Source organism: Mycobacterium fragae, assembly GCF_002102185.1.
GTDB classification, from domain to species: Bacteria; Actinomycetota; Actinomycetes; order Mycobacteriales; family Mycobacteriaceae; genus Mycobacterium; species Mycobacterium fragae.
Map to the genome: position 1 here is coordinate 14,677 of NZ_LQOW01000004.1, position 17,403 is coordinate 32,079.

Here is a 17,403-nt window from a genome sequence, read left to right on the forward strand (position 1 = left end):
GTGGACATCGTACTGGGGATGTCGATGGCACCCTCGACCGTCCAAATGGTGCTGGTCGAAGGCGAAAACGCGGACGGCGCCACCGTCGAGGAGGACGGCTTCGAAATCCCGAGCAACGGGGAAGCCGACCAACCCACAGTCCCAAATAGCGCAGCAAATCAGGTGATCGCGGCGATCCTTGGCACCCGGGAAAGCGCCGCCGAGGGCGGCTACCGGCTGACGTCGACCGGGGTGACCTGGACCGATCCCGCCGAGGCCGGGGCGCTGCGCGATGCGCTGGCCGCCCACAAAGTGGAAAACGTCATGCTGGTCTCGGCCTTCTTGGCCGCGGCCGCACTGGCACAGACGGTGGGCACCGCACAGGGCTATGCGCGTACCGGATTGCTGTTCGTCGAACCGGATACCGCGACATTGGCTGTTGTCGACTCGTCCGACGGCTCGATCGCCGAGGTGCGCCGGGAAGTCCTGCCGGCCGATGACGACGAGGCAGTGGCCGAACTGACCAAGATGGCCGCCGATGCCGACGGCCTGCAATCGCGTCCGGAGGGCCTGTTCGTGGTGGGCTCCGGTGTCGACATCGCCATGATCAAACCGGAGCTGGACAAGGCGACATCGCTCATGGTCAGCGCGCCCGGCGAGCCGGAGACGGCACTGGCCCGGGGCGCCGCGCTGGCGTCGGCGCACGCACCGTTATTCGAGTCGTCGACGGCTGCTCTGGCCTATGCGCAGGATCCCGGCACCGGTGTCGTCAACCCAGAGGTCGCGTTGGCCGCGGGACTCGCCGCGGAGGCTGAGGTGGTTGGCCAAGCCGAGGGTCAAGGACTGGCTTACAGCGCCGCACCGGACGATGAAGCCAACGTCTATACCGTGGCTGGGGGCGCGGCAGAATCGACGGCACTCGACTTCCACCAGGCCGACACAGATCAGACTGAGCGCAAGCCGTTCCTGGTGGCGCTCGGGGTGTTGACGATCTTCGTCGTCGGTGTCGCCGCACTGGCGATTGCGCTCGCACTCAATATCCGGCCACACGTCAATGACCGGCCCAATCTGGGTCAACGTGTCGTGGTTCCCACGAAGCAGGCGCCGCCACCGCCTAAAGCGCCGCCGGCACCTGCACCGGCCCCAGCGGCTCCGGCACCCGCCCCCGCGGCGCCAGCGCCTGCACCGGTCGCACCGGCACCGCCGCCGGCACTTCCGCCTCCTCCGCCGGCACTGCCGCCGCCTCAGCTACCCGCGCCACAGCTGCCGGGCCCAAACATTCCGGGTCCGGGGATTCCGGGTCCGATGATTCCGGGACCGAAGATTCCGGGTCCGGGCATCCCGGGCATCGGTGGTGGCCACGGCGGCGGCATCCCGGGCATTCCGCACTTCTAAAAGGCTTGGGCTGGAGCCCTGCCGCCGCGTTTAATGTGTTGATGGAGCTGATAACGCCCACCGACTCGATATTCCTGCTGGGCGAATCTCGCGAACATCCCATGCACGTCGGTGGCTTGGCGCTGTTCGAGCCGCCGGAGGGCGCGGGACCCGAATTCCCGCGTGAGGTTTACGAGGCGCTGGTCGACAACAGAGACTTCCAACCCACATTCCGCAAACGGCCGGCACGCCTCCTCGGCGGCATCGCCAACCTGGCGTGGGCCTACGACGACGAGGACGACATCGACATCGACTACCACCTGCGCCGGCAGGCACTTCCCACGCCGGGACGGGTCCGCGACCTACTCGAGTTGACCTCGCTGCTGCACGGCAGCCTGCTCGATCGTCACCGCCCGCTGTGGGAAGGCCACTTCGTGGAGGGGCTGAACGACGGCCGGTTCGCGCTGTACACCAAGTTCCACCACTCCCTGATCGACGGCGTCTCGGCGTTGAAGCTGATGCAGCGCTCGCTGTCCCGCGACCCGAACGATCAAGAGCTGCAGGCGATCTGGAGTCTGCCTCGCCGCCGACGCTCGGCCAGTCGTTCACGCTGGCAGACGCTGACCCAGCTCGTGGGATCTGTTGCGGGACTTGGTCCGTCGGCGCTAACTCTTGCTCGTGCAGCGCTGATCGAACAGCAACTGACTCTGCCGTTCGCCGCACCGCGCACCATGCTCAACGTGCGGATCGGTGGTGCCCGGCGGTGTGCGGCCCAGTCCTGGTCGCTGGACCGCATCAAGAGCGTCAAGCGGGCCACCGGGGTGAGCTTCAACGATGTGGTGCTTGGGATGTGCGCCGGCGCGCTGCGCCACTACCTGGCCGACCAACATGCGCTCCCCGACACGCCCCTGATCGCAATGGTGCCGGTAAGCCTGCGCAAAGAGGACGAGGCCGACAGTGGTGGCAACCTGGTCGGCACCATCCTGTGCAGCCTGGCCACCGACGTCGACGACCCCGCGAAGCGGCTCGAGGCGATCAGCGAGTCGACGCGCTCCAACAAGAAGGTGTTCACCGAACTGCCGCGGCTGGAGGCGTTGGCGTTGTCGGCATTTCTCATGTCGCCGATGGCTCTGGCCGTCGTCCCCGGAGTGGGCACCGCAGCACCGCCGCCGTTCAACCTCGTCATCTCGAACGTGCCGGGGCCGAACGAGCCGATGTACTGGCGGGGCGCCCGGCTCGACGGCAACTATCCGCTGTCCATTCCGCTGGACGGGCAGGCATTGAACATCACGGTCGTCAACAACGCCGAGAACCTGGATTTCGGCTTGGTCGGCTGCCGGCGCAGTGTGCCGCACCTGCAGCGGCTGCTCGACGACCTGGAAACCTCGCTCAAAGACTTGGAACGCGCGGTCGGAGTCTAGCGCGGTATGCCCAAGCTGAGTGCCGGGCTGCTGCTGTATCGAGTGCGCGACGACGTCGTCGAAGTCCTGATCGGGCATCCCGGCGGGCCGTTTTGGGCCCGCAAGGACGACGGCGCGTGGTCGATCCCCAAGGGGGAGTACACCGACGGCGAAGACCCTTGGGTTGTCGCGCAACGCGAATTCGTCGAGGAGCTCGGGCTGCCGGTGCCGGCCGGACCGCGCATCGACTTCGAGCCGCTGAAACAGCCCAGCGGCAAGGTCATCACCGCCTTCGCTGTCCGGGGTGATCTCGACATCACCGATGCACGCAGCAACACCTTCGAACTGGAATGGCCAAGGGGTTCCGGCAAGTTCAAGGAGTTTCCCGAAATCGACCGGGTCGGCTGGTTTCCAGTGGCACAGGCCAGGCTCAAGCTCCTCAAAGGCCAGCGCCCGTTCCTGGACCGGTTGATGGCGCAACAGACATTGGCGCACCTTCGCGAGGGTGCCTGAAGGCGGATCGTTACGCCAAAGCCAGGAACAGCTTTTCGAGCTCCTCTTCGGTGAGGGTGGGGCCGAGCTCGCTGTCGCTTCCGACGATGCAGTGGCGCATACCGGTGGCGACAATCTTGAAGCCGGCGCGATCGAGTGCACGCGACACTGCGGCGAGTTGGGTGACAACCTCCTTGCAGTCTCGGCCGGCCTCGATCATTGAGATGACCCCGGAAAGCTGGCCTTGTGCGCGACGTAGCCGTTTCAGTACCAGATCCATCGCCTCGGTATCGATGTTCGCCATAGTTCGTTCCTATCTTTCTGTCGGAAGGATTATCGGTTCGCGTCGTGGGAAATAGTCGGCGGCCCTTGGTAGGGGCGTTGCAGTACGGCGAATCCGGGCGTGGTTGCGGCGGCGATGATTGCTTCGAGCAATGCTGCGCCGTCATCTGGATTGGGAACCGACGTCAGCACCGGTCCGAAGAATGCCGTGCCGTTGACCGCGATGATCGGGCTGCCTCCGCTTCCGCCCAATGCCTCTTGACTGCATCGATGCGCCGTGCGGACGGCGTCCTCCCATGTCGGATCGTCGAGCACGTCGGCGAGTGCAGGGCTGCAACTGGTTGTCGCCAGTGCCTCCTTCACCGTGGTGTCGGACAACTTCTCATGCCGGTTGTGAATACGGGTACCGAGCGCTTCGTAGAGTTCGCTGAACGCGTTGGGTCCGCCATCCGCGGTCGCCGCGGCGAATACTCGTCCCAGCCGCTTTGACCAGTTCAGCTTGGCCCGGTGTCCGGGGTCGACATCCCGCCCTTCGTTGAGTGTTGCCAGGCTCATTTGCCGCAGGGCAACGCGGCAGTCGACGGTCTGCCCGGCAGCTTTCAACCATCGCGACGTCGCCCACGCGAACGGGCATATGGGGTCGACATAGAGTTCGATGGTGTTCACTGCAATTCCTTTGCGAGAGTGTTGATTGCGGCGCGAAGTTGTTCTGTTGCCTGCTGCGCGACCGGCGAAAGCGCTGGATCATCGACGACCTGCACCATCACTTGCGGGTCCATCGCCTCGATGTGCACGGTGCTCGGATTTTGCGTATCTTCTCGGACCACGACGTTGCAGGGCAGGAGCAGTCCGACTTGCTTCTCCGCCGACAAGGCCCGGTGGGCTAGCGGCGGGTTACAGGCACCGAGGATGAGATAGCGCTCCATTGATTCTCCGAGCTTCTCTTTGAGAGTCGCCTGGACGTCGATCTCGGTAAGGATCCCGAAGCCGTTATCTTTCAATACGTCTCGAGTTCGGCCAACGACCTTGTCGAACGCAATGTTGGAAGTCGACGTGCTTATCGCAATGGACATGAAGCTCCTTTCCCCTGCGCCGCTGAATACCGGTAGGGGTATCGGTCTGAAGGCCAGAATATACCCCTGGGGGTATCTTGTCCAGCGGGTGATCTCCGCTGGAGTTCATGACGGTATGGTCACGCCATGAAGACGTTGCGAACACCCGACGATCGATTTGCCGGTCTACCCGAATTCCCTTATACCCCAAGGTATTGCGACGTCTCAGACGGCGACGCCGGCACGTTGCGGGTCGCCTGGGTGCAAGATGGCCCCGACGATGCCGACCCGGTGCTCATGCTGCACGGCGAGCCGTCGTGGTCCTTCTTGTATCGCAAGATGATCCCGGTGCTGGCCGCGGCCGGGCATCGAGTCGTGTGCCCGGACCTGGTCGGTTTCGGCCGCTCCGACAAGCCGACTCGACTCGAAGACCACACCTATGCCCGCCATGTCGAGTGGATGCGGGCGCTGGCCTTCGACGTGCTGGACCTGCGCCGGGTGACCCTGGTCGGGCAGGACTGGGGCGGGCTGATCGGGCTGCGGCTGGCCGCCGAACATCCCGACCGGTTCAGCCGGATCGTCGTCGCCAATACCGGGTTGCCCACCGGCGACATCCCGATGCCCGAGGTCTGGTGGCAGTTCCGCAAGGCGATCCAGAGCGCACCCTCAATCGATGTGGGCCGATTCGTGCAGTCGGGGTGTCGTCGACCGATGAGCGACGCGGTGCGCTCTGGCTACGACGCACCATTCCCCGACGACTCCTACTGCGTCGCCCCTCGGGCGATGCCTTCGCTGATACCGACGTCGCCCGACGACCCCGCGGCACCGGCCAACCGCTCGGCATGGGCGAAGCTGTGTGAAAGTCCGACGCCCATGCTGGTCGCCTTCAGCGACGGCGACCCCATAACCGGCGGGATGGCGCCGATCTTTCAGCGTCAGATGCGCGGCGCGCAGGGTATCGAGCACCCGGTGGTGCGCGATGCGGGGCACTTCCTGCAGGAGGACGCCGGCGAAGAACTCGCCGGCTACATCGTCGACTTCCTGCGCAGTCCGTCCTGACCGCGAGCGGGCGTGTCTGTACGCCGACACGCCGGTTTTCGCGTACAACTGCGCCCGCTCGACGGGAGTCGCGCGAGGCTAGCGCTCCCAGGGCGCGATTTCGTCCATCTTCTTGTAGTACTTCGCGAGGTGGCTCTTGACCCGACCAACGTCGGCCTTGGGCAAGTCGATACCGCCGCGTGCGCCGTTCATGATCGCGCCGGCGATCATCACTCCGCGCGGCACTGCCTTGAGCCTGCCGCCGATGACGTCGGCGAACAGCAGCTTGTAAGCGGTGAAGTTGTCCTTGTTGCCGTTGTCGTACCAGATGTGAGCGTCGCGGTACTTCTGATTCGGTTTGTCCTGGGCGTCGGCCCACTTGCGGACGCGCTTCTCGGCGGCGGCGCCGTCCCATTTGCGACCGCGATCGGCCAACGGCAGGTCCTTGAATGCTGTCACTGACATTTTCATCGCGTGCCCCCTTCGGGGCCGTGATAAACGCGTCCTATCCGAGGCCAGGAACGATGTCGCCGAGGCTGAAAGTGACGGGTTGTTCGAGTTGCGCGTAGGTGCACGAACGCGGGTCGCGATCGGGACGCCACCGATTGAACTGCGCGGTGTGACGGAACCGCGGCCCCTCCATGTGGTCGTAGCGCACCTCGACCACTCTTTCGGGTCGCAGCGGCACGAACGAGAGATCCTTGCCGGCGTTCCAACGAGAGAATTCGTTCTTGCGCGGCGTTCGTTCCCCGGCCTCATGCGCGGCCCAGCTCCAGGGATGATCCTCGAAACTGGTGACCAGCGGCTGCAGCTCGGCGAATAGCCGCCGCCGTTCGGTCATCGGGAAAGCGCCGATCACGCCGACCGACGCGAGCTGCCCGTCATCCTGGTACAGCCCGAGCAGCAGCGAGCCGATCGCGTCGGCGCCGGACTTGTGCACGCGGTAGCCGGCGACCACGCAGTCGGCGGTTCGCTCGTGCTTGATCTTGAACATCACCCGCTTATCCGGTTGATACGTGATGGTCAATGGCTTGGCGATGATCCCGTCGAGGCCAGCTCCCTCGAACTCCTCGAACCAGCGTTGTGCGGTCGTCACATCGGTGGTCGCCGGGGTGAGGTGGATCGAGGGACCTGAACCCGCCAACGCGTCGACGAGCGCGGCGCGGCGCTCGGTGAACGGTCGGCGGGTGTAATCGTCATCGCCAAGGGCCAGCAAGTCGAACGCGATGAACGCGGCCGGCGTCTTCTCGGCGAGCATCTTGATGCGGCTGGCCGCCGGGTGGATGCGCTGTTGCAGCGCCTCGAAGTCCGAGCCGTGCTCTGTGGGAATGATGATCTCGCCGTCGATCACGCAACGTTCTGGCAACTCGGCCGTGGCCGCTGCGACCAGCTCGGGAAAATACCGCGTCATCGGCCGCTCATTGCGGCTCCCCAGCTCCACCTCATCGCCGTCGCGGAAAAATATCGACCTGAATCCATCCCACTTGGGCTCGTAGGAGGCCTCGGCCGGGATCGCCGCAACAGCTTTGGCCAGCATCGGCGAAACCGGCGGCATCACGGGTAAGTCCATTGGTTCATTTTGACGTGCGGCATGCTGGAATCCACATATGGCTGGTGCAGCTGAAGAACTCGACGTCGACGGGGTCAAGGTCCGGTTGACCAACCCGGACAAGGTGTACTACCCGAAGCTCGGTTCATCCGGCACTAAACGCAAGCTCGTCGAGTATTACCAAGCGGTGGCCGGCGGGCCGATGCTGACCGCCCTGCGCAACCGCCCGACCCATCTGCAGCGTTTCCCCGACGGCATCGACGGCGAGGAGATCTATCAGAAGCGGATTCCGCAGCACCATCCGGACTATCTGGAGACCTGCCGGATCACGTTCCCGTCGGGGCGCACCGCAGACGCGCTGAAAATCACGCATCCGTCGGCGATCGTGTGGGCGGCACAAATGGGCACGATCACGCTGCATCCCTGGCAGGTGCGCTGCCCGGACACCGAGCACCCCGACGAGCTGCGCGTCGACCTGGATCCGCAGCCGGGCACCGGTTTCGCAGAGGCCCGCGCGATCGCCGTCGATGTACTCAAGCCACTGCTCGACGAGCTCGGTCTGGTCGGTTACCCGAAGACCTCCGGCGGGCGTGGCGTGCATGTATTCCTGCGCATCAAGACGGCCTGGGACTTCATCGCAGTCCGGCGGGCGGGCATCGCGCTGGCCCGCGAAGTCGAGCGCCGCGCCCCGGATGCGGTGACGACGTCATGGTGGAAGGAGGAGCGCGGCAAGCGGATATTCGTCGATTTCAACCAGAATGCCCGCGACCGCACCTTCGCATCGGCGTACTCGGCGCGTAAGACGCCGATCGCGACGGTGTCGACACCGCTGACATGGGACGAGCTTGGCGGCGCGGATCCCGACGACTACACGATCGCGACGGTGCCGGATTTCGTTGCCGGCCGGGATGATCCGTGGGCCGACATCGATTCGACGAAGCAGTCGATCAAACCGCTGCTCGACATGGTCGCCGCCGACGAGGAGCGGGGGCTGGGGGACCTGCCCTACCCGCCGAACTACCCGAAAATGCCGGGCGAGCCCAAACGGGTGCAGCCGAGCCGGGATACGGATCGGAAATCAGCTACGTAAGCAGGCGACTCTACGCGTTTTCGCTGATGTTTTGCGGCTCGTGGTGGCCGCATGCTGGCTAGCATGAGTGAGATTGATCCACGCGTGGACGCGCCGCTGGTGGACTGGAGCGAGCTTGGCGTGAGCGGGCTTTTGCCAACGGGCACGGTGACGTTGCTGTTAGCCGATGTTGAAGGTTCGACGCGGCTGTGGGAGACCCAGCCTGAAGAGATGACGGCAGCGTTCGCGCGATTGGATCACGCACTGTCGGATCTGCTGGCCGCTCATGGCGGAGTCCGGCCCGTGGAGCAGGGTGAGGGCGACAGCTTTGTCGTGGCATTCGCGCGTGCAAGCGACGCGGTGGCGAGCGCGCTGGAATTGCAGCTGGCGCCTTTAGCGCCTATCCGGTTGCGGATCGGTGTGCACACGGGTGAGGTGCAGCTGCGCGACGAGGGTAATTACATTGGCCCGACGATCAATCGGACTGCGCGGCTGCGCGATCTGGCCCATGGTGGCCAGACCGTGCTGTCGGGCACGGCGGAGGATCTTGTTGTTGACGCGCTGCCCGCTGACGCTTGGCTGACCGATTTGGGCACATACGAGCTTCGCGGTGTTGCCCGTCCGGAGCGCGTGGTGCAGTTGTGTCATCCCGATTTGCGCAACGACTTTCCACCCTTGCGGACGACTAAAGCTGTTGCGGCACACAATCTTCCATCGCAATTCACCAGCTTTGTGGGCCGCGGGTCCCAGATGGCTGAGGTACGAAAGCTGTTGGCGCAGAACCGGATCGTCACATTGACCGGTGCCGGTGGGGTAGGCAAGACGCGGCTTGCGGTAGAAGTCGCGAGCCAATTGGCGGCCGAATATGCCGATGGTGTGTGGTATGTGGATCTGGCGGCGATCACCGATCCCGGCCTGGTGCCAGTGGTGGTCGCTCGCGCACTGGGGCTGCCCGATCAGCCAGGCCGCTCCACGATAGACACGCTCACCCGTTTCATCGCTGACCGCCAAATGCTGGTGGTGCTGGACAACTGCGAGCATCTGCTGGATGCCTGCGCCGAGCTGGTCGCTTCCCTGTTGGGCGCGGCGCCAGGACTGACGCTGCTGGCGACCAGCCGTGAGCCGATCGGGGTAGCGGGTGAGGCGACGTGGCGGGTGCCCTCGCTCTCGACGGCCGATGAAGCGATCGAGTTGTTCGCCGATCGGGCACGGTTGGCGCAGCCCGACTTCAACCTGAGCGACAACAACGAGACCCTGGTGGCCGAGATTTGCCAGCGCCTGGATGGGATGCCGTTGGCCATCGAGTTGGCCGCTGCGCGGGTGCGGGCGTTGTCGCTGGCCGAGATTCTCGGCAGCCTGCATGACCGGTTCCGTTTGTTGACCGGGGGTGCGCGTACGGCGGTACGCCGCCAGCAGACCCTGCGCGCGTCGGTGGACTGGTCGCACGCGTTGTTGACCGAGCCCGAGCGGGTGTTGTTTCGGCGGCTGGCTGCGTTCATGGGTGGCTTTGACCTGGAGGCCGCCCAGGCAGTCGCCGGCGACGGCGACGTGGAGCGTTTCCAGGTGCTCGACCTTCTCACCCTGTTGGTGGACAAGTCCCTCGTTGTGGCCGAACACACCAGTGGCGCAACGCGATACCGCTTGCTGGAGACGGTGCGCCAATACGCCCAGGAAAAGCTTCTCGAGTCAGGTGAAGCCAATAGCGCGCGGACGCGTCACCGCGACCACTACACCGCGCTGGCCGCCCCACTCGACGACCCCGTAGGCCGTGATTACGACCAGCGTCTCGAGCAGGCTGAAACCGAAATCGACAACCTGCGGGCCGCGTTCGGGTGGAGCACAGAAAACTCCGACACCGAGTTGGCGTTGGCACTGGCGTCCTCGCTGCAGCCGCTGTGGCTCGCGCGAGGCCGCCACCGGGAAGGGCTGACCTGGTTTGACACGGCCCTCGCCGACGACGACGCGCAGCACCCCGGGGTGGCCGCCGCGATACGGGCGCGCGCGTTGGCCGACAGAGCTCTGCTTGCCGTCCGGATGGGCACCCCCGAGAGCGCGGACCAGGCTCAGCAAGCGCTGGCGATCGCTCGCGAGGTCGGTGACCCGGCCGCGCTGACCGGCGCATTGATCCCCTGTGGCTACATCGCCGCCTTCAACGATCCTGAGGTCGCGCGACGATACTTCGCCGAGGCGATCGATCTCGCTCGCGCAGCCGGTGATCGCTGGAGACTCAGCCAGGTCCTCCCCTGGCAGGCCGTGGCCGCGATCGCCACGGGCAACCCGATAGCGACACGCGCTGCCGCCGAAGAAGGACGCGAGCTCGCCGAGGCGATTGGTGACCGGTTCGACTTGCGCGCGTGCCGCTGGTGCCTGGGAGTCGCCCAGATGTTGCAGGGTGATCTTGCGGGCGCTTCCGCACAGCTCACCGAGCTGGTGGGCGAAGCCAAGGCAGCTCACGATGTCCTCGTCGAGGCGAGTGCTCTGGGGACGCAGGGCTGCCTACTGGCGTACCAGGGTGACCCCGGTGCGGCCCGCGCCGTCGCCGATGCGGCTGGTGAAGCGGCTTCCGAGTGCGGCGATATACACAAGGGCCTCGCCTGCAGGGCGTTGGCTGAAGCCGCGTTGGCAGCTGGGGATATTGCGGTGGCGCTGGACGCGATCGCTGTCTGGCCACACTTGAGTGCCCTGGCCCAGACGGCGGGCATCCGTTATCGGTTCAGGGCGGAGGCCGCGCTGGCGGGTGGGGACCTACTCGAGGCCCGCCAGGCTGCCGATGAAGCCGTCACTACCGCGACGGGCGGCACTTACCTGTCCCACGCGTTGACCACCCGCGCCCGCGTCGCGATTGCCCAGGGGGACTCTGAGCACGCTTGGCGTGACGCCCACGATGCACTCGCGTGCGCCGCTGATGTCGAGGCCTACCTGCTCATCCCCGACATTCTTGAGTGCCTCGCCGTCCTCGCGGGCGAGGTCGAGAGTCACCGCGAGGCCGCTCGACTCTTGGGCGCCGCACATGCGATCCGGCAACGTATGGGCACGATGCGGTATAAGGTCTGGAACGCCAGCTATGAGGCGTCGGTGGCGGCGCTACGGAATGCCATGGGTGAGAAAGGCTTTGAATCGGCCTGGACCGAGGGCGCTGCCCTCTCTATCGAGGAGGCGATCGCCTACGCGCAACGCGGCCATGGCGAGCGCAAACGGCCCGCGAGCGGCTGGGCATCTCTCACTCCCACCGAGCGCGACGTGGTAAAGCTGGTCAGCGAGGGTCTCGGCAATAACGACATCGCCACACGGCTTTTCGTCTCACCGCGCACTGTGCAATCCCACCTCACCCACGTCTACGCCAAACTCGGCCTCACCTCGCGTGTGCAGCTTGCCCAAGAGGCCGCCCGCCAGGCGTAAACGCTACGACGAGGGCAGGCTGTCAGTTCAATAGCGACTCGGGTGTTTCCCACCGCAGGCCGTCGAATCGTCCGAAATCGCTGTCGTAACTGACTATTCGTGCGCGGTGCTCAATCGCCAAAGCAGCCAGGTGGGCGTCGTTGACGAGATTTCCTCCGGCACCGACCTGAGACAGCAGCCGGGACAGCAAGTCGCCGTGGCGCGGGGTCGGCGTAACGATGACCGAGCCCGGTGCGTTACACCAGTCGAGCACTTGAGCCATCGCCGCGTCGCTGCTCAGCGGTGACGGAAACAATCCGTGCCGAGTCGTCAATCGGACAAATGCGAGCAGGGGCACCCAGGCGAGGCCGACGGTGTCGCCGCCGGACAGCGCACCGTCAAGCCAGCGGCGCGAGGTCTCGTGGTGGTCTGCGGCGGTGTTGACGGCGTAGAGCAGGACATTGGCGTCGACGATCCTCATGCGCGGCGGCGCTGTCGGCGGATCAGCTCTTCGTCTTCGAGTTCGCCGGCGATCTGCAGGGCTCGGTCCAGGTTGACCGACGGCACACCCAAGTCAGCTGTACGAGTTTCGAAAACCGCGGGAGCCGGTCGGCGCTGCGCACCTTGCCGGATGGCGTCATTGAGCGCCTGCTTGAACGATATCTGTCGCTCGCGCATCAACCGCCTGATGACGACGAGCGTGTCATCGTCCAACGTCACCGTGGTCCGCATTTTGACAGCATAGCATCAAACAGACTGATGCGATGCTGTCAGCACATGACGGCGTTGTCGACGAGCAGAGAACGCCCTTATCGGTACTTGATAACATGATTCTCATGAACCAACGTGGCCTGCCCGCGGTGATGCCATGACAGAGACATCTGTACTGGACAGTGACACCGGCCTGCCGCCGCATGTACAGGGCGCCGCCGACCCTCGGTTCAAGTGCGCCGTTCGTACCTTCGCCGGCCTGTTTCCTGGTCCGCGTTTCGGCGGAGGCGCCCTTTCGGTCTACGTCGACGGTGAACCTGTCGTCGACGTCTGGACCGGCTGGTCGGATCGCCACGGTGAAGAGCCGTGGACAGCCGACACCGGCGCGATGGTCTTCTCCGCAAGCAAGGGGGTCGCCGCAACGGTCCTGCATAGGCTCGTCGACCGCGGCCTGCTGTCCTATGACGCGCCGGTCGCACAGTATTGGCCGGAGTTCGGCGCTAACGGCAAGGCCGCCATCACCGTCCGCGACATGCTGCGGCACCGAGCCGGATTGTCGCACCTGAAGGGTGTCAGCAAGGACGAGCTGCTAGATCACCGTTTGATGGAAGAGCGGATTGCGGCTGCACCCGTCGATCGGCTGGCCGGGCGGGCGGCCTACCACGCCTTCACATATGGCTGGCTCGCTTCGGGTCTGGCTCGGGCGATAACGGGTATGGGCATGCGCGAATTGTTCCGGAGCGAAGTCGCGCACCCGCTCAACACCGACGGCCTGCATCTTGGGCGCCCGCCAAAGGACGCACCGACCAAAGTTGCGCAGATCATGTATCCGCAAAGCAGACGGGCCAACCCGTTGATCGACCACCTCGCGCCGAGGTTCGCCGAGCTGCCGGTGGCCGGTGGATTGGGTGCAATGTACGTGCCGGGCATCACCTCTCTCGTGCAGGGCGACATCCCATTTCTTGACAGTGAGATACCGTCGGTCAATGCCGTGGTGACCGCGCGCGGGCTGGCCAAGATGTACGGTGCTCTCGCCAACGATGGCCGTATCGACGGAAAGCAGTTCCTGTCAACGGAATTGGCAGGCGGCCTTCTGGGCAAGCTGAGTTTGCGGCCCGACATGAACCTGGTGTTCCCGATGTCGTTCCACCTCGGTTACCACGGATCACCGATACCCGGGGCGTTGCGGGGATTCGGCCACGCCGGTCTGGGCGGGACGATCGGGTGGGCTGATCCCGTCACCAACAGCTCGTTTGCCTTCGTGCACAATCGGCTTGTTACACCGATCGTGATCGATCAGATCCTTTTTGTGCCACTGATTCTGCCCGTGCGGCGCGCCATAGCGGCCGCACACACGCGAGGCTTCCAGGCGGTACCGCAGTTAGGTGCGCCCTACCCAGAACCGGCCCGCCAAGCAGGGCCGACCACCAAACCGACAGCGGCAGAGCGGAGTTGACCGGCGCACGCCTAAGTCGGTTCGTCCAACAACCGTAGAGGATGCAGGCCGTCGACCGCCCCAACGAACGGCGGATGGATGCTGTAGCCGAGCATGCGGCGAATGTCGTCGGAGACCTCCCGGGCGATCTCGCGGGAGATCGATAGCGTGAACGCCTCCATCGGCCGCAGCCACGGTTGGCAGTATTGGGCGGTGACAGCAAGCCGGTCGCGCGCAGTCGTGTTCGCACCGCCGCCATGCCACAGAGTTCCGACGAAGAACACGCACGAGCCGGCGGGCATCACGACGGGCAACAAGGGATCATTTGGCCCCGGCCGACGCTTGCCCCAGCGGTGGCTGCCGGGGTAGAGCACCGTGGCGCCGTTGTCTGCGGTGAAGTCGTCGATCGCCCAGATCGTCGCTGCCGCCAGCGGCGCCCGCGGCCGCGGAATCGGGTAGAACCCGTCGTCATGATGAGCCAGCTGCGCGGACTCGCCCGGCTGAATATTGATGGCTTGCAACGCCGAAAGCAGATAGTTGGGCATCAGCAGCCGATCCAGCACCGCCAGCACCCGCGGATGATCAACCAATCGGTCGCACACCCGTGTCCGACTCAGCACGCTGTAGATGCGCTGGGTGCGTTTGCCCTCGAACGAGTTACGGCCGGTATGCCCGAGCCAGGGCCGCACCACGTCATTGATCTCCCGGCACTCTTCGGCGCTTAGCAGGCTCTCCCAGATGACGTAGCCCTCGCGGTCAAGGGCCGCCCAGTCGGCGTCGACAATCGCTGGGTCGACCGAGCTGCCGCTGCTTGATGTCCACTTGTACCGCTGCGCCAGATCGGTCCGCAGATCCTCCAGCGTGGTGACTGACTCGTCGTCGGCCATGATCACCACACTAAGCCAGCAGCAGCGGTCAGGACAGCTCGAAGTGCTGGTAGTCGATGGGATTCATCCAGTAGCCACCCCAACCCCAGCCGCGATCCGTGAACACGCGTACCGCGGCGTCGCCGTCGTGCAGCAGTCCGGGGTCGGTGCGGCCGCGGTCCAGGTATGCCGAGGCGTTCTTCGGCTGGAATTCGCCCGTGCTGTCGATGGAGGGGTTGAGGAGCGGGTTGAGGTCGATAGCCCGACCGTAGGAATGTTGGGACGGTCGGTTGGTTCCCGGAAGATCTCGGCAGTTGAACGCCGACGTGTTGTTGTCCTCCATCGATAACTCGTCAGCAGCGCCCGGATAGTGATCGACTGCCCGGATCTTGCTGATCGGATAGCGCAGCCGGTAAAGCTGCTCGAAGATCGTAATGACCTGTGCCGCCACGTCTTTGTGCACGATCAGCTCACCCCGGTGCGTCTGGCCGTCGAAACCGATGTGGTTGACGTCGACGCGCCGTAGCTGCTCGGGCTCGACCGGGCAGCCCGGTCGCCAGCTGGCGCCGAGTTCGGCGGCCGTGATCGGGTGAACGGTCGGTGCTGGCGTGCTCGTGGATGGCGACGTCGGTGTGATCACAGGACGCGGAGGGGTTGCGGAGCACGCCAGGAGAAGGGCACCGGCCATTGCCGGCAGGACGGTGAGTCTGCGCAAATAACTAGAGTCGGCTCGCCGCGAATGCCGCGGCTTGGTTGGTCATCCCGGGAACATATGCGACGTGCGCGGCCCCGTTCCTGCCTTCGGAGCAAATCGGGTCGCCGGGAACGCACATATCGATCGTCTTGGCACGATACAGCGGACTGATCGCGGGCAATCGGCCGCCTCCCAGCATCCTCGCGAATGAACTCTCCGGGTTGCCGAAGACTGCGACCGCTGCGACGTGATCGGCGACCTGAGGCGGCAAGTCGTCGGTGGTCATATCGATCACGCCCGCGCCCTGCGAATATCCACCAAGCACCATTCTGGTGTTGGGGCAGTTCGCGGCCATGGATTGGACATGAGCACGCGCGTCACCGGCACCGGCGATCGAGCTACTGACGAAAGCGTCGGTGGCCGGGTAGTTGACCGGGTAGACCCCGACGGACCGCCCGCCAACCTGCGACCTGAGCGAATCGATGAATGCCTGGCCGACCCCGCCCACACCGGGGGGCTCGTTGGTGCCACGAGCGAACACCACCTCCACGTCGGGACAGGCAGCAGAAGCGGAGGGAATGGCTATGGGCGAGCCGAGCAGCGTCCACGTCATCACCACCGCACCTGTGAGGATGCGAGCGATGTTGCGCGTACTCATCTCTAGATATTGCCATTAACGTGGGAAAACGCGCTATAGGTAATAGCATCCTTTCAGTGACCCAACAGGCACTTCTCGGAGCCGACAGCGGTCTCCCACGCGGCGTCCGCGGCGCCGCCGACCCGCGCTTCGCAAACGTGATCCGGTTGTTCGCCCGGCTGTTTCCCGGGCGCCGGTTCGGTGGCGGAGCCCTGTCGGTGTACATCGAGGGCCGGCCCGTCGTCGATGTCTGGACTGGATGGTCGGACCGGGCCGGCGAGGCACCGTGGACGCCCGACACGGGTGCCATGGTGTTCTCCGCCACCAAGGGTGTCGCATCGACGGTGATACACCGGCTTGTCGACCGGGGACTGCTGTCGTACGAGGCGCCCGTCGCCGAGTATTGGCCGGAATTCGGCGCCAACGGCAAGGCCGACATCACCGTCCACGACGTGCTGCGGCATCGATCCGGACTGTCGCATCTCAAGGGCGTCAGCAAGGCGGAGTTGATGGATCACCTCCTGATGGAGGAGCGGCTGGCCGCCGCACCGGTCGACCACCTGCGGGGCGCCCCCGCCTATCACGCGCTGACCTATGGTTGGCTGCTGTCGGGCCTGGCCCGGTCGGTGACGGGTATGGGCATGCGCGAGCTGATTCGCACCGAGGTGGCCCAGCCGCTCAACACGGACGGACTGCATCTGGGCCGGCCTCCTGCCGGTGCGCCGACCAAGGTGGCGCAGATCCTTGCCCCGCAAAGCAACCGACCCAATCCGGTGTTCAACTTCGTCGCCCCGAGGGTGGCTGGGCTACCGTTCTCAGGCGCACTGGGTGCAATGTACTTCCCTGGAATCAAATCCTTTGTGCAGGGCGACATTCCGTTTCTGGACGGTGAGATCCCGGCCGCCAACGGCGTGGTCACCGGTCGTGGGCTGGCCAAAATGTACGCCGCGCTGGCCAACGGCGGCCAGATCGACGGAACACAGTTCCTGTCGTCGGAGCTCGTGGAGGGCTTGACGGGCAGACCGAGGGTGCTGCCCGACCTGAACATCGTGGTGCCGATGCCGTTTCACCTCGGCTATCACGAATCGCCGGTTCCCGGCCTGCTCAGGGGGTTCGGCCACATGGGTCTGGGCGGAACCCTCGGATGGGCCGATCCCCAGACCGCCAGCGCGTTCGGCTTCGTACACAACCGGCTGCTGACGCCGATGGTGTTCGACATGGCGTCGTTCGCGGGCTTAGCTCGTCCGCTGCGCAATGCGATCGATGCCGCCCGCCATGCCGGTCCCCTCGAAGTGCCGCAGTTCGGCGCGACCTATGGAAAACAGCGACGCCCGGTCACGGGCAAGGTGGTCTCGGGTCGGCGGTAGCTGTTCGGAATCTCCGCGTGGGGGCTTGCCGCTCTACGCGTTTCTGCTGATGTTTTGTGCCTTGTAGTCGCCGCATGCTG

At 65.1% G+C, this 17,403-nt stretch carries 18 protein-coding genes; 8 read left to right on the forward strand and 10 right to left on the reverse strand.

Going from position 1 to position 17,403, the window contains the following annotated elements; translation table 11 throughout:
* From AWC06_RS02360 to AWC06_RS02370, 3 genes are read left to right on the forward strand one after another with little or no spacing between them, the layout of a single operon-like run.
* Entirely contained in the window at positions 1-1,374 is a 1,374-nt protein-coding gene (locus AWC06_RS02360) for a DUF7159 family protein (RefSeq protein WP_085194017.1), read from the forward strand.
* 41 nt (positions 1,375-1,415) lie between these two features.
* Complete coding sequence (locus AWC06_RS02365; RefSeq protein ID WP_085194139.1) at positions 1,416-2,774, forward strand: WS/DGAT/MGAT family O-acyltransferase; 1,359 nt, start codon at positions 1,416-1,418, stop codon at positions 2,772-2,774.
* A gap of 6 nt (positions 2,775-2,780) precedes the next feature.
* Entirely contained in the window at positions 2,781-3,266 is a 486-nt protein-coding gene (locus AWC06_RS02370; RefSeq protein ID WP_085194019.1) for an NUDIX hydrolase, read from the forward strand.
* A 10-nt stretch (positions 3,267-3,276) separates the two neighbouring features.
* Here AWC06_RS02370 and AWC06_RS02375 read toward each other — a convergent pair whose 3' ends face one another.
* The 3 genes from AWC06_RS02375 to AWC06_RS02385 are packed head-to-tail and all read right to left on the reverse strand — an operon-like array spanning position 3,277 to position 4,600.
* Positions 3,277-3,549, reverse strand: a complete 273-nt coding sequence (locus AWC06_RS02375) for a metal-sensitive transcriptional regulator (protein WP_085194021.1) — start codon at positions 3,547-3,549, stop codon at positions 3,277-3,279.
* 29 nt (positions 3,550-3,578) lie between these two features.
* Positions 3,579-4,193 (reverse strand): mycothiol-dependent nitroreductase Rv2466c family protein, encoded by a 615-nt coding sequence (locus tag AWC06_RS02380; protein WP_085194023.1) that lies wholly within the window; start codon positions 4,191-4,193, stop codon positions 3,579-3,581.
* Positions 4,190-4,600, reverse strand: coding sequence for a DUF302 domain-containing protein (locus AWC06_RS02385; RefSeq protein WP_085194025.1), 411 nt, complete (start codon positions 4,598-4,600; stop codon positions 4,190-4,192). Before AWC06_RS02385 ends, AWC06_RS02380 begins: the two co-directional genes overlap by 4 nt.
* Before the next feature lie 126 nt (positions 4,601-4,726).
* Here AWC06_RS02385 and AWC06_RS02390 point away from each other — a divergent pair, with 126 nt between their 5' ends.
* Positions 4,727-5,638, forward strand: coding sequence for a haloalkane dehalogenase (locus AWC06_RS02390; protein ID WP_085194027.1), 912 nt, complete (start codon positions 4,727-4,729; stop codon positions 5,636-5,638).
* A gap of 78 nt (positions 5,639-5,716) precedes the next feature.
* Here the strand turns inward: AWC06_RS02390 and AWC06_RS02395 are convergent, their stop codons facing one another.
* Both AWC06_RS02395 and AWC06_RS02400 read right to left on the reverse strand, forming a co-directional pair.
* Positions 5,717-6,082, reverse strand: a complete 366-nt coding sequence (locus AWC06_RS02395; RefSeq protein WP_085194141.1) for a hypothetical protein — start codon at positions 6,080-6,082, stop codon at positions 5,717-5,719.
* Positions 6,083-6,122: 40 nt separating this feature from the next.
* Positions 6,123-7,187, reverse strand: a complete 1,065-nt coding sequence (locus AWC06_RS02400; protein ID WP_085194029.1) for an ATP-dependent DNA ligase — start codon at positions 7,185-7,187, stop codon at positions 6,123-6,125.
* Between the two features lie 37 nt (positions 7,188-7,224).
* Here AWC06_RS02400 and ligD point away from each other — a divergent pair, with 37 nt between their 5' ends.
* Both ligD and AWC06_RS02410 read left to right on the forward strand, forming a co-directional pair.
* Positions 7,225-8,256, forward strand: a complete 1,032-nt coding sequence (gene ligD / locus AWC06_RS02405) for a non-homologous end-joining DNA ligase (RefSeq protein WP_085194031.1) — start codon at positions 7,225-7,227, stop codon at positions 8,254-8,256.
* Between the two features lie 120 nt (positions 8,257-8,376).
* Positions 8,377-11,634 (forward strand): helix-turn-helix transcriptional regulator, encoded by a 3,258-nt coding sequence (locus AWC06_RS02410; RefSeq protein WP_085194143.1) that lies wholly within the window; start codon positions 8,377-8,379, stop codon positions 11,632-11,634.
* A 22-nt stretch (positions 11,635-11,656) separates the two neighbouring features.
* On the opposite strand, the gene AWC06_RS02415 is transcribed toward AWC06_RS02410, so the two are convergent.
* Both AWC06_RS02415 and AWC06_RS02420 read right to left on the reverse strand, forming a co-directional pair.
* Positions 11,657-12,094, reverse strand: a complete 438-nt coding sequence (locus tag AWC06_RS02415) for a type II toxin-antitoxin system VapC family toxin (RefSeq protein WP_085194033.1) — start codon at positions 12,092-12,094, stop codon at positions 11,657-11,659.
* Positions 12,091-12,345: an antitoxin gene (locus AWC06_RS02420; RefSeq protein ID WP_085194035.1), complete on the reverse strand. Its 255-nt coding sequence runs from the start codon at positions 12,343-12,345 to the stop codon at positions 12,091-12,093. The genes AWC06_RS02415 and AWC06_RS02420 overlap by 4 nt, the downstream gene beginning before the upstream one ends.
* 136 nt (positions 12,346-12,481) lie before the next feature.
* Here AWC06_RS02420 and lipL (AWC06_RS02425) point away from each other — a divergent pair, with 136 nt between their 5' ends.
* Positions 12,482-13,780 (forward strand): esterase/beta-lactamase LipL, encoded by a 1,299-nt coding sequence (gene lipL, locus AWC06_RS02425; protein ID WP_085194037.1) that lies wholly within the window; start codon positions 12,482-12,484, stop codon positions 13,778-13,780.
* Positions 13,781-13,791: 11 nt separating this feature from the next.
* Here the strand turns inward: lipL (AWC06_RS02425) and AWC06_RS02430 are convergent, their stop codons facing one another.
* From AWC06_RS02430 to AWC06_RS02440, 3 genes are read right to left on the reverse strand one after another with little or no spacing between them, the layout of a single operon-like run.
* On the reverse strand, positions 13,792-14,649 hold the full coding sequence (locus AWC06_RS02430; protein WP_139819877.1) for a phytanoyl-CoA dioxygenase family protein: 858 nt from the start codon (positions 14,647-14,649) through the stop codon (positions 13,792-13,794).
* A gap of 25 nt (positions 14,650-14,674) precedes the next feature.
* Positions 14,675-15,313 carry a M15 family metallopeptidase gene (locus AWC06_RS02435; RefSeq protein ID WP_085194039.1) on the reverse strand — a complete coding sequence of 213 codons (639 nt, stop codon included), beginning with the start codon at positions 15,311-15,313 and terminating at the stop codon, positions 14,675-14,677.
* A gap of 31 nt (positions 15,314-15,344) precedes the next feature.
* A complete protein-coding gene (locus AWC06_RS02440; protein ID WP_085194041.1) occupies positions 15,345-15,977 on the reverse strand; it encodes a cutinase family protein in 633 nt (210 codons plus the stop codon).
* A 56-nt stretch (positions 15,978-16,033) separates the two neighbouring features.
* Here AWC06_RS02440 and lipL (AWC06_RS02445) point away from each other — a divergent pair, with 56 nt between their 5' ends.
* On the forward strand, positions 16,034-17,323 hold the full coding sequence (lipL, locus tag AWC06_RS02445; RefSeq protein WP_085194042.1) for an esterase/beta-lactamase LipL: 1,290 nt from the start codon (positions 16,034-16,036) through the stop codon (positions 17,321-17,323).
* The last annotated feature ends 80 nt before the right edge of the window (positions 17,324-17,403 follow it).